This window comes from Shewanella sp. MF05913, from assembly GCF_059758095.1.
Genome location: NZ_JCAYNT010000003.1, coordinates 232477 through 246566 on the forward strand (window position 1 = coordinate 232477; position 14090 = coordinate 246566).

12 protein-coding genes and 1 pseudogene are annotated in these 14090 nt (G+C 42.3%); 3 read left to right on the forward strand and 10 right to left on the reverse strand.

Features of this window, described 5'->3' with window-relative positions:
- Positions 1-45 precede the first annotated feature (45 nt).
- Positions 46-702, reverse strand: coding sequence for a Bax inhibitor-1 family protein (locus tag AC19MV_RS06715; protein ID WP_432400141.1), 657 nt, complete (start codon positions 700-702; stop codon positions 46-48).
- Between the two features lie 126 nt (positions 703-828).
- On the opposite strand from AC19MV_RS06715, the pseudogene AC19MV_RS06720 reads away from it, so the two are divergent.
- Positions 829-1185 (forward strand): annotated as a pseudogene (locus tag AC19MV_RS06720) (group II intron maturase-specific domain-containing protein); the annotation flags it as partial.
- A gap of 86 nt (positions 1186-1271) precedes the next feature.
- Here AC19MV_RS06720 and AC19MV_RS06725 read toward each other — a convergent pair.
- The 9 genes from AC19MV_RS06725 to ppsA all read right to left on the reverse strand — a co-directional run bounded on the left by AC19MV_RS06725 (position 1272) and on the right by ppsA (position 11788).
- Positions 1272-1709: a hypothetical protein gene (locus AC19MV_RS06725; protein ID WP_498306546.1), complete on the reverse strand. Its 438-nt coding sequence runs from the start codon at positions 1707-1709 to the stop codon at positions 1272-1274.
- 124 nt (positions 1710-1833) lie between these two features.
- Positions 1834-2541, reverse strand: a complete 708-nt coding sequence (locus AC19MV_RS06730; RefSeq protein ID WP_498306548.1) for a reverse transcriptase domain-containing protein — start codon at positions 2539-2541, stop codon at positions 1834-1836.
- Complete coding sequence (locus AC19MV_RS06735; protein ID WP_498306550.1) at positions 2528-2785, reverse strand: hypothetical protein; 258 nt, start codon at positions 2783-2785, stop codon at positions 2528-2530. The genes AC19MV_RS06730 and AC19MV_RS06735 overlap by 14 nt, the downstream gene beginning before the upstream one ends.
- A 105-nt stretch (positions 2786-2890) precedes the next feature.
- Positions 2891-3097 carry a hypothetical protein gene (locus tag AC19MV_RS06740; RefSeq protein ID WP_498306552.1) on the reverse strand — a complete coding sequence of 69 codons (207 nt, stop codon included), beginning with the start codon at positions 3095-3097 and terminating at the stop codon, positions 2891-2893.
- 647 nt (positions 3098-3744) lie between these two features.
- Positions 3745-4050 (reverse strand): hypothetical protein, encoded by a 306-nt coding sequence (locus tag AC19MV_RS06745; protein ID WP_498306553.1) that lies wholly within the window; start codon positions 4048-4050, stop codon positions 3745-3747.
- Between the two features lie 1176 nt (positions 4051-5226).
- A complete protein-coding gene (locus AC19MV_RS06750; protein ID WP_498306555.1) occupies positions 5227-5646 on the reverse strand; it encodes a MarR family winged helix-turn-helix transcriptional regulator in 420 nt (139 codons plus the stop codon).
- A gap of 112 nt (positions 5647-5758) precedes the next feature.
- On the reverse strand, positions 5759-6211 hold the full coding sequence (locus AC19MV_RS06755; protein ID WP_498306557.1) for a DUF1285 domain-containing protein: 453 nt from the start codon (positions 6209-6211) through the stop codon (positions 5759-5761).
- Positions 6212-6242: 31 nt separating this feature from the next.
- Complete coding sequence (gene ydiJ / locus AC19MV_RS06760; RefSeq protein WP_498306559.1) at positions 6243-9290, reverse strand: D-2-hydroxyglutarate dehydrogenase YdiJ; 3048 nt, start codon at positions 9288-9290, stop codon at positions 6243-6245.
- Positions 9291-9418: 128 nt separating this feature from the next.
- On the reverse strand, positions 9419-11788 hold the full coding sequence (ppsA, locus tag AC19MV_RS06765) for a phosphoenolpyruvate synthase (RefSeq protein ID WP_432404863.1): 2370 nt from the start codon (positions 11786-11788) through the stop codon (positions 9419-9421).
- A 127-nt stretch (positions 11789-11915) separates the two neighbouring features.
- Here ppsA and ppsR point away from each other — a divergent pair, with 127 nt between their 5' ends.
- On the forward strand, positions 11916-12728 hold the full coding sequence (ppsR, locus tag AC19MV_RS06770; protein WP_188952407.1) for a posphoenolpyruvate synthetase regulatory kinase/phosphorylase PpsR: 813 nt from the start codon (positions 11916-11918) through the stop codon (positions 12726-12728).
- 206 nt (positions 12729-12934) lie between these two features.
- On the forward strand, positions 12935-13999 hold the full coding sequence (locus tag AC19MV_RS06775) for a 3-deoxy-7-phosphoheptulonate synthase (RefSeq protein WP_498306560.1): 1065 nt from the start codon (positions 12935-12937) through the stop codon (positions 13997-13999).
- Positions 14000-14090: the final 91 nt, after the last annotated feature.

Consider the following 14090-nt stretch of genomic DNA (forward strand, 5'->3'; position numbering starts at 1 on the left):
ATATCAATAAGCGTAATAACGATTGATATCATTCGTTATTGTGGACTATTTTCTACCGAGAATTCTGAGTATTCGTAAAAATAAATTGATGATGTCCATATACAAGGCTGCAGCGCTATCAACGGCGTTATCAAATGTTTTAGGGATTGCATTAGCACGAGCCCAATCATAACCAATATAACCACAAAAAATCAGCGCGACAATCCAATCTAAAATGCCGTGATGGGTATTAAAAATAAATATTTCAATGAGTTCCACTACAATCACACAAATCAACGCAATGGTTAACCCACCCGCTATCTTGTTAAAAAAGGCAGGATACATTGAGCCTAACAGCATCATCACAAATGTTACCATGCCGGTCACCCTAATGGCCTCTTGCACAATATCGGGATTATATTGACTCACCACAAGATTAATAATCAGCCCAAACGGTACCACCACAAAGTTATAGCCAATAAAGCTCACAATAGGCTTATCTGATTTGCTAAAAAGATAAATACCAAAAAAACACGAAGCAAAATACCCAATAAAAAAGATTATCGGATTAATGCTACTGATTGATTCAACTGAAATATTCAGCACCATAAGCCAATTGATGGCAAAACCCCATAACAGCGTTAAGCCAATGACAAAATTGTAAGTAGACCCACTGATTATTTTGTCATTGGTGTGAGTTCTGTTAAATACATCGACTTCCATTTTACATCCTTATAAATTGAGATTTGAATTGAGTTTGTACATGCTCATCGTAACAATAACTTGTTATTGGACAAAAGTGCGTTAGAGCTTCGGATTTAGTGCAATGACATAAAGTTTACACTGACCTCACTAAATTATCAGCTGTTTAAAGTGCGTCAATACATGCAAGGCTGGATCAATTACTTTGGCATTGCTAACGCTTATCAAGGATGTGTCGATTTAGACCATTGGATCCGACGTCGTGTTCGTATGTGCTACTGGCGTCAGTGGCGAAAACCACGGACTAAGGTACAAAACTTACTTAAGCGTGGCGTCAGGATCCAAGCAGCTGTTGCTTGTGGTATCACAAGTAAAGGCCCTTGGCGTAGCTCTAAAACACCAGGGATACAGCAAGCGCTGAATAATGAGTATCTGAAGAAAGCAGGATTATATTCACTAAGAGATGGATGGATCGCAGTCCATTATCCTAACCAGAACGTTTAGGTTAGGTGTTCTAAATGAACAGCCCTGTGCGGAGTCGCATGCAGGGTGGTGTGGGGGCTGGAGGTTAGATACCTCCGGCTACCCGATTATAACTCGTTAAAGTCCAATCTAATACGAAACAATTTGCTCGCATCTTGAAGATTAAACAGTATTTCAGAACAGCCTACGGTTCCAGTTTTATGCCTAGCTGTGTCTTTACACATTTCATAAGCAATTAAATTTAGTTTTTGGCATGCTTTTAAAATAGAATCTTCGTCTGGAAGATTTAGTAAAAAAGCCAATTTCACATAAAACAAAGTTGACTCTTTTTTTGCCAATATTGTAGATATTAACAAACGTAACTCTTCTTGATGTTCCAAAGAAGCATTTGCGTTGGTTATTTTTGCTCTATTCTTCAAGCAAAACGCAGACAGCAAACCAAGTGACTCTTTAAATGCCACAATAGGCTCAAGAACAAGCTTTAAGAAAAATTGCCCTAGTACAAATATTAAAAAACCAGAAATGACGGTGATAAATATAGTCATGCATACTCCTAGAGTTAATCGAGGTAGAGCGGGCCATTACTGACCCGACCCCACACAGATCCGGACGTGCGGAACTACCGCATCCGGCTCTTCAGTTATATATTCACTCGTGTAAAACACGACCCTAGTACCAATCAACCAGCACTAGACGCTTACTGACTTTTGGACTCTCAATTCTAAAATACTCTAACATCTTCTTGAAATTACTCCAGTTGTAACTTCGTCGACCACTGCGTCTGTTCAACCATTTGTACAAGTTATGCAGAACATAATCGTATAAGTAGCTCAGGCTTCGGCTGTTGTCGGGAAGACCCAAATAGTTTCTAAACCCTGTTAATTTACGTTTTAACTGCGGAAGCCAAATACTCAGTTTTAATGAGCGCTTGGCTTTAATCCATTGATAATACTCGCTCAACGTCGCCTTCTGCTTCTTCACAGCGGTTCGTCGTCTGAGTCTTGCTTTACCTTTCGAATCTCTGCCCCAGTAAAACTCAAATCCAAGAAATACAAAATGACGTTTTCGCCCTATATGAAAGCGGCTAAATCGCATCAGTGATGTTTTATCTTCTGCGACGTCTAGGTTGAATTTCTTTAATCGTTTCGGCAAAACCTTATAGAAGCGTCCAGCATCATGTGCAAACTGAAACGCACAAACAAAATCATCCGCATAACGGATCATCATTGCTCTGCCTTTCATCCTTGGCTTCACTTTCTTTTCAAACCAAAGGTCTAGCGCATAATGCAAATAAATATTAGCTAACACAGGGCTGATAATGCCACCTTGTGGGCTACCGCTTAATGGCTTAGTAAAGACGCCATCAGGGGATTTCATCCGTGCTTTTAACCATTGCATCAATTCGTTGCTTGAGCATAGCCATCAGCCATTCGTGATCAAGGTTGTCAAAGAAGCCTTTAATATCAGCTTCAACAATATAACCATAACCTTTAAATTGCAGATTGAGCGTTAAACTATGCACCGCTTGATGCGCACTTTTATTCGGTCGATAACCATAGCTATTACGCAAAAAGTCTTGTTCCCAGATACTTTGCAGGATCTGACTGACACTTTGTTGCACTTGCTTGTCATCTACCGTTGGTAGGCCTAAAGGGCGTAATTTACCGTTCGATTTAGGAATGAAGATCCGTTTGATGTCATTAACTCGATAACATTTCTGTTTGAGTTACTGACCTAAACGGTCGATATTTTCTATCAGCTTATCTCGGTACTTAGGGATGGTAATGCCATCGATACCAGGCTTCGCTTGCTTATTGAGTTGCCCCCAGCTTTGATACAGGCTGTCAGTATTTAGCAGTCCATATAAATTCTGAAACCTGTGCTTGGGGTAGGTTTGTGCTTTAAATGCGATGGCATTAAGTGTGGTTGTCATAGTGGCTCCAGCCCAACATTGTCTGGACTATGTGGCAGCTTAATACCGAATATAACTGTCAGCTCCTTCGCCATGTACAAGGCTTTCCCCTGCTCAGACTACTATGGGCTGATCTGACTTCCAAAAGGTCATCGTTGGCTTTGCTTTTCGTTAAGCTTCTCTACCACGATCCATGTGGAACACCTTTGGATCTCTCAAGTTCTCAATACATCTCTCTATACATGCCACGGCTTGAAAACTCCGCTGACTCTCTACAGCCTAACCAATACGGCTGTTTTGCATGGACTTCGGTAGCGTTGCAAACCTCGTCAGTCAGTTCTAGTATTTATCGGAGCGATACCAGCACTTCAGGGCCACGACAGCCCCTATGGCCTACATAATTCTCTGTGTACGCTTCACCAATATTGTTAGCGTGATGCAGTCCTCACTGCTGAAAAGCATCTGCTAATCTCACACTCCGCCAAAGGTGCAACACTCGATACAGGTGGTTGGTTAAACCTTACCTGACAGGGACTTACACCCTGCAAGATGCATCAAGCTTTGCTTGACGCACTAACGCCTCATTTAAGAGGCAAAAAATTGTTGGCCAAAATCAGCGATGCACGAGCACGGCCAACTGTTTTTTGTCCTTTTGAATGACTTGTAGCTTACCTTTTAACTGCACTTATGAGATCCGCCACAAGGGCAGGAACCATAAACAGCAGTCCAGGTGCAGCAAACAATGCTGCAAAGCCCCAATGCCAGCCCCAAATATTTTGAGCACAAAGAAAAGCACCAAACACTATTGGGATTGTGAAGCGAAACATGAGTGCTGCAATAATTGTCGCAACCCCCCACCCCCAGCCGTATGAATCCTCAATTCCGGCCCAACCTGCACCTAGTTGAAGAATGCCAAAACCGAAAAATAGAATAGCAATTGCACAGCCGAATGTACTTTCAAGTTTTTCTCCCACGATCACTCCTTATGTGACTGGTAAGCTAACGTTTTAGTATTTATGCGTTGCGCTGTTTGCAAGGCATAAATCGCTTGTTGGACTTGGCCGATGCCAAGTCCATATTAATTGGCATGCTTCATGCTATAGGAATTTGCTTTTTTTGATGCTGGCTATGGGCTACAGAGCAGTTTTGGGTCTGTTGATATTGAGCAGTAGGTAAGTTTTTCATTGAAATTCCTTTTCATCATATTTTTCTATCTTACATCTTTAAGCCTAACGGTTTCAATGAGGATTATGTACCCAATTGAAGTCTCTGTTGGCTCCGCGCAGCGGCTTAGTTCAACAGCGTATTAACGAGAATCCCGATAAACATCCTTAGATGTTCATCTAAAAAATTATCGTAAAAACACTTTAATTATTAATAATTTTAGTAACTTATCAGCTTGTTTTTCACTAATCAATCACCTTTTAGTCTAGGTCAAAGCGAGAATTTAGATAATCGAGAATAATACAAACTCGTTATGTAGCGTTAATATTAAACAAAAATTATATAATTCAATTGGATAGAATCATCGTTTAGGTAAAACCAGGAATTTTCGAAATGACATAACGAGAAACAACACTGCTATTTTAACAAACATGAATTATAACTGTATCAAAACCCAGTACCTTGTCGTAAAGGTTTTATGATGTTAGGCGTAGATAGATTACCGTCAAAATGGTGCTTTCATAAACTATCAATAACGATGTTCGAGCAAAGTTTAAATTGGATTTTTCTAACAAGCAAAGGAGCATAAACGAGTTAGTTGTCTTGATTTTAAAATGTTCAAATTTAACTCTGAACTTGAGGGCGTTGAAGAAAATAGCGTGAGTCCTGACATGGATGTCAGGCTAGCTTTCGAGGTACAGGATGTACCATCGGAAGCGTTAGCATTTTCGAATAAGGCCAAAGCTAGCTACAAATGAAGTTAAAAGCTGGATCAAACCACGTCGCGAAATTATCGCTTTTCAGATAATTTTGATGTGGCGGCTGGGAGTTCCAAGAGGGAACAGCCGTTGGTTTCCTCTTGGTCTGGTGTGGGCGAAGCGCCACGACGTTTTTGGCCGCAGGCTATATTTGACAAACTTTTGGGGACAAAAAAGAGTCATGCACACTGACTAAGAAGAAACAAAAGCAACGCTGAAATTTAACCTTTACAGACTAAACTGATTCACTTTATTCAACAGGCGCATAAATTCATCTTGCTCAGCGTCAGTGAGTACCGCTAAAAAGCGTTCATTGACCCACTCGGCTTCGTGCACTAAGTCTAGTTCTAATGCTTTACCGCTGTCGGTTAAAAAGATTTGAAAAGCGCGACGATTGTCGGCTTCTTGATGACGGGTGATAAATCCCTGTACTTGCAAAGTATCAAGCAGACGGGTCATGGTGTAATTGGCCACATCACAACGCTTGGACAGTTCAGTTTGACTAAGCCCTTCTTCTTGCCATAAGGTAAATAATACTGGCCACAGTTTACTGTCTAACTCATAACGCTTTAAGCGCGTGTCGAGTTCTTGCTGTAAAGCAATATTTAGATGGGAAATCAGGTAACTTAAACTTTCAAATCGTTTCAAATGATACCTCCAACACCGTCATTGGCCTGTTCAGTTTGCATCACTATGCTCAGCAATTAAACACGCTCGAACTCATTCAGATTACCATTTCTATACGTGATAAGAAGTATTTTTAGTCACAAGATAAATACTCATTAATGTATCGATAATAACAAGCACGATTAAGTTGGCCGACTAAGCCTCTAACCAAAGGGGCATAAATGCCATCATCGGTAACGATAACATCAGCAAGATTAACTGTTTGAAGATGTGTGCCAATACTGCTGGTAAAGGTTAATTGAGTATTGTGAGGCGATTCTATTATTGAACTCGCCTCATAATCCACCAATATCAACGGGTAACTGTCGACACTGACTCTCACCTTTTCAACTGGGGTAATAAGGTAATATTCGTTGTCGATGCAATGCAAAATACTGCTAAACAGTGCAGCAAACTTAGGCGGTAATGGGCTATTTAAATACAGCCAATCACCATTGGATTGAATATGAAACAGCACGTCTTCACTGCACAGCGCAGCCTCACCTGAGTGGGTAAATGAATGTAATGCTGCTGTTTCATCTGCCATATTATTACCTTGTTTAATGTCGTTAATGCATTTAGTTGATTAATTTAAGTAATGCTTCAATTGGATGCTGAGGTTTAAACCCTGCAAAGCGTTTAACCTGGCTACGGCAAGAATACCCTGACACTAACACCTGGCTGTGTGTGGCTATTTGCGCAATCGTCGGTTGCCATGACATGTCAAACAACTGCTCTGAACGCTCAAGGTTTTCTAGCTCATGGCCATAAGTTCCCGCCATACCACAACAGCCTAAATTGACACTGTTGAGCTTAGCACCAAAGTGACTGAATATGGCTTTCCACTCGTTAGCGGTATTGGGCTTGGCAGTTGACTCTGTGCAGTGGCTAAACCAGGTAAACTCTGGGGCATCATTTGTTAACGGTGCTGATTCATTGCGTGCTGCAACGACCAAGCTTAACCATTCATTGGCTAGCAACACTTCAAACGGACCACGACGTTGGCCTAATACCTCTTTGTATTCGTCTCGATAGCATAACACTAGAGCAGGATCGAGGCCGACCATCGGCATGCCCAACGCGTGAACGCGATTTAAAAAATCGGCACTGTTTTGCGCTGTTTTGGCAAACTTGTCTAAAAAACCTTTAATGTGCGTCGGTTTACCATTGGGTTTAAACGGCAGTAATACCGGTTTTAAGCCCAATTTTTCAATCAATTGAATAAAGCGATACACTAAACCTGCATCATAAAAACTGTTAAATGGATCTTGTACCACTAATACATATTGGCTGCGTTCAGCTTCTGGTATAGCGCATAAAGCATCTAAATCATAACCTCGACTACCATGGCCGTCTAAGCGTTGCTTTAATGTGGGAACCGACAGTTTAGGCGCATCCACATAACCAATGGCTTTTTTAATGACCCACTGGCTCAGTGGATTTTGCGAGGCCAAATTGGTTAATTTTGGCATTGCAGCCATCAGTGGCAACGAGTCTTCGATACCTGCCACTAAATAGTCTTTGGCTGGGCGTAAATAACGTTTGTAATAAATATTAAAGAACTGCGCTCTAAACTTAGGCACATCCACTTTAACAGGGCATTGCCCTGAACAAGCCTTACAGGCCAAACAGCCTTTAAGTGACTCCATTACCTCATGTGAGTAATCGTAATCACGTTGGTTATTGAGGGTATTTTGGGTACGCTGCATCCACCCTAGTGGTTTTGACTTTGCTAATGCGTCGACATCGACACCTTCTGCTTCAAGTAAACGAAGCCATTCACGCATAAGACCTGCACGACCTTTAGGTGACTGTACTCTGTCGCCGGTGGCTTTAAATGACGGACACATGGGCGAATAGCTGCTGTAGTTAAAGCACAATCCATTACCATTACAGTTCATAACATCTGGGAATGCGTTACGCGTTTGCACCGGAATTTGTCTGTCGAAACTGCCACGTTTGGCACTGTCGACATTGAACATTAACGGGCCAGACTTTGGCGGTGCGACTAATTTACCCGGATTTAAGCGATTGTCTGGGTCAAACCAGCCTTTAATTTGCTCAAGCACAGCATAAAGCTCATCGCCAAATACCGCAGGGCCATATTCGCCGCGTACTCCTTTACCGTGTTCGCCCCACATTAAGCCACCATATTTAAGGGTTAACGCAGCCACTTGATCGGAGATGACTTTTAAGAGTTTCTCATCGGCTTGATCGCACATATCTAATGCGGGGCGCACATGCAATACACCTGCATCTACATGGCCAAACATGCCATATTGTAAATTATGGCTATCGAGTAGTGCACGAAACGCCATAATATAGTCGGCTAGGTTTTCGGGTGGTACGGCGGTGTCTTCAGCAAACGCTAGCGGTTTGCGAGTGCCTTTTGTGGCGCCAAGTAGCCCGACGGCCTTTTTGCGCATGGCGTAAATACTGTCTATGTCACTGCGGTCTTTAATGATTTGAAAACCCACTAAACCATATTGCTCATGACTCAGTTGTTCTGACAGCATTTGTTCAAGCTGGGCAATTTTTTGGATCACATCATCATCTTCACCAGCAAACTCAACCATGTTAAGACCTTCAATGATCTTGTTTGGCACCGCTTTGATTTGGTCTGCCACCGAGTGCCAAATAATATCTTCTCGAGCAAGGTTGAGCACTTTTGAGTCGACGGTTTCAACCACGGTCGCGTTGGCTTTAACTAATGATGGAGCATGACGCAGTGCTGATTCAAATGAGTCATATTTTATGTTCACCATCATGCGTGTTTTGGGTAACGGCGTGAGGTTAAGTTTGGTTTCGGTTATAACCGCAAGCGTACCTTCTGAGCCCGCTAAAATACGTGACAGATCAAACTGTGTTAGATCATCATTCCACACATGCTTTAAATCGTACCCTGTTAGGAAGCGATTTAGCTTTGGGAAACGCTCAATAATGGTGCTGCGCTTTTCGCGGCATACATCTGCGATTTGCTTAGCGATAGTGTTGGCTAATTGATTGTCGCCATAGGGTTGTTGATCAAGCAGTGGGTTGGCCACAGGCGTTGTACAAAGTACGCTGCCATCGATAAGCACGCTCGTCACGCCCAATACATGATCGGATGTTTTACCGTAAACCAATGAGCCTGCACCAGACGCATCTGTATTGACCATGCCGCCAATGGTGGCACGGTTTGACGTTGATAAATCTGGACTAAAAAAGAAACCATGTGGCCGCAATGCGTCATTTAATGCATCTTTTACCACACCTGCTTGTACCCTCGCCCAACCTTCTTCGGCATTAATCTCGAGCACTTGGTTTAGATGGCGAGACACATCTAAAATAAGTCCGTGGGTCAGTGATTGGCCATTGGTTCCTGTACCGCCACCGCGAGCACTAAAGGTCACTTGCTTATATTGAGGTTGAGAGGCTAATGCCAAAACGAGTTCAACATCTTGCTGATGCAATGGGTAAATGACGGCTTGGGGCAAAAATTGATATACCGAGTTATCGGTTGCTTGAATAAGCCGCGCACTGTAACGCTTGTCTATTTCACCTTCAAACTCACTTTGTTCAAGCGCGTCGAGATATTCTAGATAGATAGGTTCTAATGTTTGTTTATGTGATAGCAAAGGTAACATAGAGGACTTATTTATTATGGGTATATTGAGTTCATTATAAACAAAAAAAAGCCGCTAAAAAGCGGCTTTTATGACAACTTGATAAAATTGCAGGTTGAGCTGCAATTTTTAACGCTATTTAGGCTAAATTAACCATGCGCTTCGGCAAGATATAGCCAAGTATCAATAACGGTGTCTGGATTTAATGACACGGTGTCGATACCTTGTTCAACTAACCAAGCTGCAAAGTCAGAGTGGTCTGATGGGCCTTGACCACAAATACCAACGTAAGCACCTTTCGCTTTAGCCGCTTTAATGGCCATAGCCAATAATACTTTAACGGCTTCATCACGCTCATCGAACAAGTGACTGATGATTCCTGAGTCGCGGTCTAAACCTAGTGTTAGCTGAGTTAAATCGTTAGAGCCGATAGAGAAACCATCGAAATGCTCTAGGAATTGGTCAGCTAACAAGGCATTAGAAGGTAATTCACACATCATAATAACGCGTAAACCATCTTTACCACGTTCTAGCCCTTGCTCTTTAAGTAATTCGATAACTTGAGAAGCTTCGCTTACGGTACGAACAAATGGGATCATCACTTCAACGTTGGTTAAGCCCATTTGGTTGCGAACACGTTTAATCGCTTCACATTCTAGTGCGAAACAATCGCGGAATGATTCAGAAATATAACGGCTAGCACCACGGAAGCCCAACATTGGGTTTTCTTCTTCAGGCTCATAACGGTCACCGCCGACTAAGTTTGCGTATTCGTTAGACTTAAAGTCAGACATACGTACGATAACTTTTTTCGGGTAAAACGCAGAGGCGATAGTCGCAATACCTTCCACTAAGCGTGCAATATAAAATTCAACAGGCGAATCGTAACCGGCAATCATGTCATTGATTTCTGATTGTAATTCAGCAGTTTGGTCGTTGAAGTCTAATAGCGCTTTAGGGTGAATACCAATCATGCGGTTAATGATGAACTCTAAACGCGCTAAACCGACACCTTCGTTAGGTAAACGAGCAAAGTCGAATGCACGATCAGGGTTACCGACGTTCATCATGATTTTCATTGGTAATGGCGGCAATGTATCAACACGGTTTGTGATGATTTCAAATTCTTGTTTACCAGAGTAAATAAGGCCTGTATCACCTTCGGCGCATGAAACGGTAACAATATCGCCGGTTTTGATGCGGTCGGTCACGTCACCACAACCTACAACAGCTGGCACACCTAATTCACGAGCGATAATCGCAGCATGACAAGTACGGCCACCACGGTTGGTGACAATCGCACTAGCGCGTTTCATGATAGGTTCCCAATCTGGGTCAGTCATGTCAGTCACTAACACATCACCTGGCTCAATTTGATCCATTTGGTCAATTGAGGTTAATACCTTGGCAATACCGGTACCAATTTTATGACCAATAGCACGACCTTCGCAGATCACATCGCCTTTGGTTTTTAAATGGTAACGTTCAATTAATTGCACATCTTCACGGCTGCGAACTGTTTCTGGACGCGCTTGTACAATATACAGCTTGCCGTCATTACCATCTTTTGCCCATTCGATGTCCATCGCACGGCCATAATGTTGCTCAATGATCACAGCTTGCTTTGCAAGCTCCATCACTTCTGCATCATTGATAGAGAATATACGGCGCTGATCTGCAGCAACGTCTTCGATTTTAACTTGTTTGCCATGAGAAGCATCATCAGAGTAAACCATCTGAATCAACTTACTGCCAATGTTACGACGCACTACAGCATCATGACCTTGGGATAAAATTGGCTTGTGCACGTAGAATTCATCAGGGTTAACCGCGCCCTGCACTACCATTTCACCCAAACCAAATGATGAAGTGATAAATACAACGTCGTTGTTGCCCGACTCAGTGTCCATAGTAAACATAACACCAGAAGCCGCTTTGTCTGAACGCACCATACGTTGTACGCCAGCAGATAAAGCAACACCTTGATGCTCGTAACCTTGATGAACACGATAAGAGATTGCACGGTCGTTAAAGAGTGAAGCGTAAACATGCTTAATTGCTAGCATGACGGCATCAAAGCCTTTAACGTTTAAGAATGTTTCTTGTTGGCCTGCAAACGATGCGTCTGGCATGTCTTCAGCAGTTGCTGATGAACGTACCGCAAATGAGGCGTCTTGTGTTTCACTCGACAATTGCTCATAAGCTTCACGAATCGCTTCTTCAAGCGCTGGTTGGAATGGGGTTTCGATAACCCACTGTCTGATCTGTGCACCTACTTTTGCCAGTTCATTGACATCATCCACATCCAATGTAGCCAGAATGTCAAAAATCTTCTGGTTAACTCCACTTTGTTCAAGGAACTCATTGAACGCATGAGAGGTCGTTGCAAAACCGCCAGGAACTTGAACCCCTGCATTAGCCAGATTGCTGATCATCTCTCCAAGGGATGCGTTTTTTCCGCCAACCTTGTTTACATCACCCATGCCTAATTCTTGATACCAGAGTACGTATTGCTGCACAGTTTTATCTCCGCAAGTTTTTTATTTCAGTGGCCACTTCACACGAGGGCAATAGCATCTTACACTCCCATACAAGACGCGTAAATCTATAATTTTATTTGTAATTTTATTACTACAAGAGGTCAGAATGACACCAAAAGTATTCTATATTTCAGATGGGACCGCGATCACAGCAGAGGTTTTTGGTCATGCCGTACTTTCACAATTTCCTATAGAATTTGAAGCACTTACGATTCCGTTTGTGGAAACTATTCAAAAAGCTCAAAAAGTTAAGCAGCAAATAAATGATTGTTTTATTACAACAGGTGAAAGACCGTTAGTGTTCCACTCAATCATTAATCCTGAAATTCGTAACGTGATTTTTTCGAGTGAATGTGTCGATTATGACTTTTTGAACACCTTTGTTGCGCCACTCGAACAACACTTAGGCGTACAAGCTAAGCCTTTATTGCACCGTACTCATGGTAAAAGTAATCATGGCTATGAAACCCGTATCGATGCCATTAACTACACGATGGAAAACGATGACGGCCAAACCATGAAACACATGGATAAAGCCGATATTATTCTATTAGGTGTATCACGCTGTGGTAAAACACCGTCGAGCTTATATCTATCGATGCAGTTTGGTATAAAGGCTGCAAACTACCCCTTTACTGAAGATGACATGGATAACCTCAAGTTACCTGAAGCACTCAAACGCAATAAATCGAAGCTTTTTGGGTTAACCATTGATCCTCATCGTTTGCATGAAATACGTCAAAGTCGCATGGAAAACAGTCGCTATTCTTCACTAAGACAATGCCGCCTTGAAGTCAAAGAAGTTGAGATGATGTACAAAAAAGAGCGCATCCCATTCGTGAATACCACCAATCATTCGGTTGAAGAAATTGCCACTAAAATTCTCGATATTACCGGTCTTAAACGCCACATGTTCTGATAAATAAACAATCGATTTGGGCTTTAAATAGCATAAAAAATCATCAAATGGCGATGTTGACTTAGGTTGATTCGCCTTTGGCTTTTAAGGCAATCTGTTTTTTAGTGCCTACAATCCTAGGCTAAGCCTCGCATCTTTAACTTCTTTGGGTATATAATCTCGAGCAATATGATGCAGATGCATCTCACGATTTCTCGGTAATATGCATGACTATTAAAACAGATGAACTCAGAACAACCTTATTAAGCAAAGTTATTTCTCCTGCTCAGTTGGCTTCAGAATATCCTTTAACTCAAGATGCAGCTGATTACCTTGTTGCTCAGCGTCGCGAAGTTGAAGCCATCATTGCGGGCGAAGATCAACGTTTGCTCGTAATTATTGGACCTTGCTCCATTCACGACACTAAAGCCGCACTAGAATACGCGCAGCGCTTATCAGACCTTCACCATGAGCTTAAAGACGACTTATGCATCTTGATGCGTGTGTATTTTGAAAAGCCACGTACGATTGTGGGCTGGAAAGGCTTAATTTCAGATCCCGATTTAGATGGCAGCTTTAGCCCAAATAAAGGCTTACGTATGGCTCGTCAGTTGTTACAGCAAATCACTGAACTTAAATTGCCGATTGCGACTGAGTTTTTAGACATGGTGAACGGACAATATATTGCTGATCTAATCACCTGGGGTGCCATTGGTGCACGTACGACGGAAAGCCAAATCCACCGTGAAATGGCTTCTGCTTTGTCTTGTCCTGTTGGCTTTAAAAATGGCACTGACGGTAATATTAATATTGCTGTAGATGCTGTTCGTGCCGCGCAAGCACCGCATATTTTTTACTCTCCAGATAAAGACGGTGCCATGGCCGTTTACCGCACACACGGTAATCCGTTTGGTCACATTATTTTACGTGGTGGTAAAACCCCTAACTATTCAGCTGAAGATATTGAAGTTGCACGCGCACAGCTTGAAACCGTCGGCGTAACCCAACGTATGGTTGTCGACTTTAGCCACGGAAACAGCGAAAAGCAGCATAAGAATCAATTAAACGTTGCAGACAGTATCATGGCGCAAATGCGCAATGGTAGTACCGCCATTGCCGGTATTATGGCTGAGAGCTTTATGATTGAAGGTAATCAGAAAGTGATTAAAGGCGAGCCTTTAGTGTATGGTCAAAGTATTACGGATGCGTGTTTGCATTGGGCTGATTCTGAAACGTTATTGCGTGAATTAGCGCAAGCTTCTCGTGACCGCAAAAATCTATTGGCTAAGTAATTCCAGTTCAATTTATTTGCAAGCATCAGCATGCTTGCAAATAAATAAAGCCATATGCTCATAAAAAATGCCAGTTTACACAAACTGGCAT

Bases quoted from the DNA above. Each gene is read 5' to 3' on its own strand.
- AC19MV_RS06775 (WP_498306560.1), top strand. From the start codon at position 12,935: ATGACTATTAAAACAGATGAACTCAGAACAACCTTATTAAGCAAAGTT.
- AC19MV_RS06755 (WP_498306557.1), bottom strand. From the start codon at position 6,211: ATGGCAGATGAAACAGCAGCATTACATTCATTTACCCACTCAGGTGAG.
- AC19MV_RS06715 (WP_432400141.1), bottom strand. From the start codon at position 702: ATGGAAGTCGATGTATTTAACAGAACTCACACCAATGACAAAATAATC.
- ppsR (WP_188952407.1), top strand. From the start codon at position 11,916: ATGACACCAAAAGTATTCTATATTTCAGATGGGACCGCGATCACAGCA.
- AC19MV_RS06730 (WP_498306548.1), bottom strand. From the start codon at position 2,541: ATGAAATCCCCTGATGGCGTCTTTACTAAGCCATTAAGCGGTAGCCCA.
- AC19MV_RS06725 (WP_498306546.1), bottom strand. From the start codon at position 1,709: ATGACTATATTTATCACCGTCATTTCTGGTTTTTTAATATTTGTACTA.
- AC19MV_RS06740 (WP_498306552.1), bottom strand. From the start codon at position 3,097: ATGACAACCACACTTAATGCCATCGCATTTAAAGCACAAACCTACCCC.
- ydiJ (WP_498306559.1), bottom strand. From the start codon at position 9,290: ATGTTACCTTTGCTATCACATAAACAAACATTAGAACCTATCTATCTA.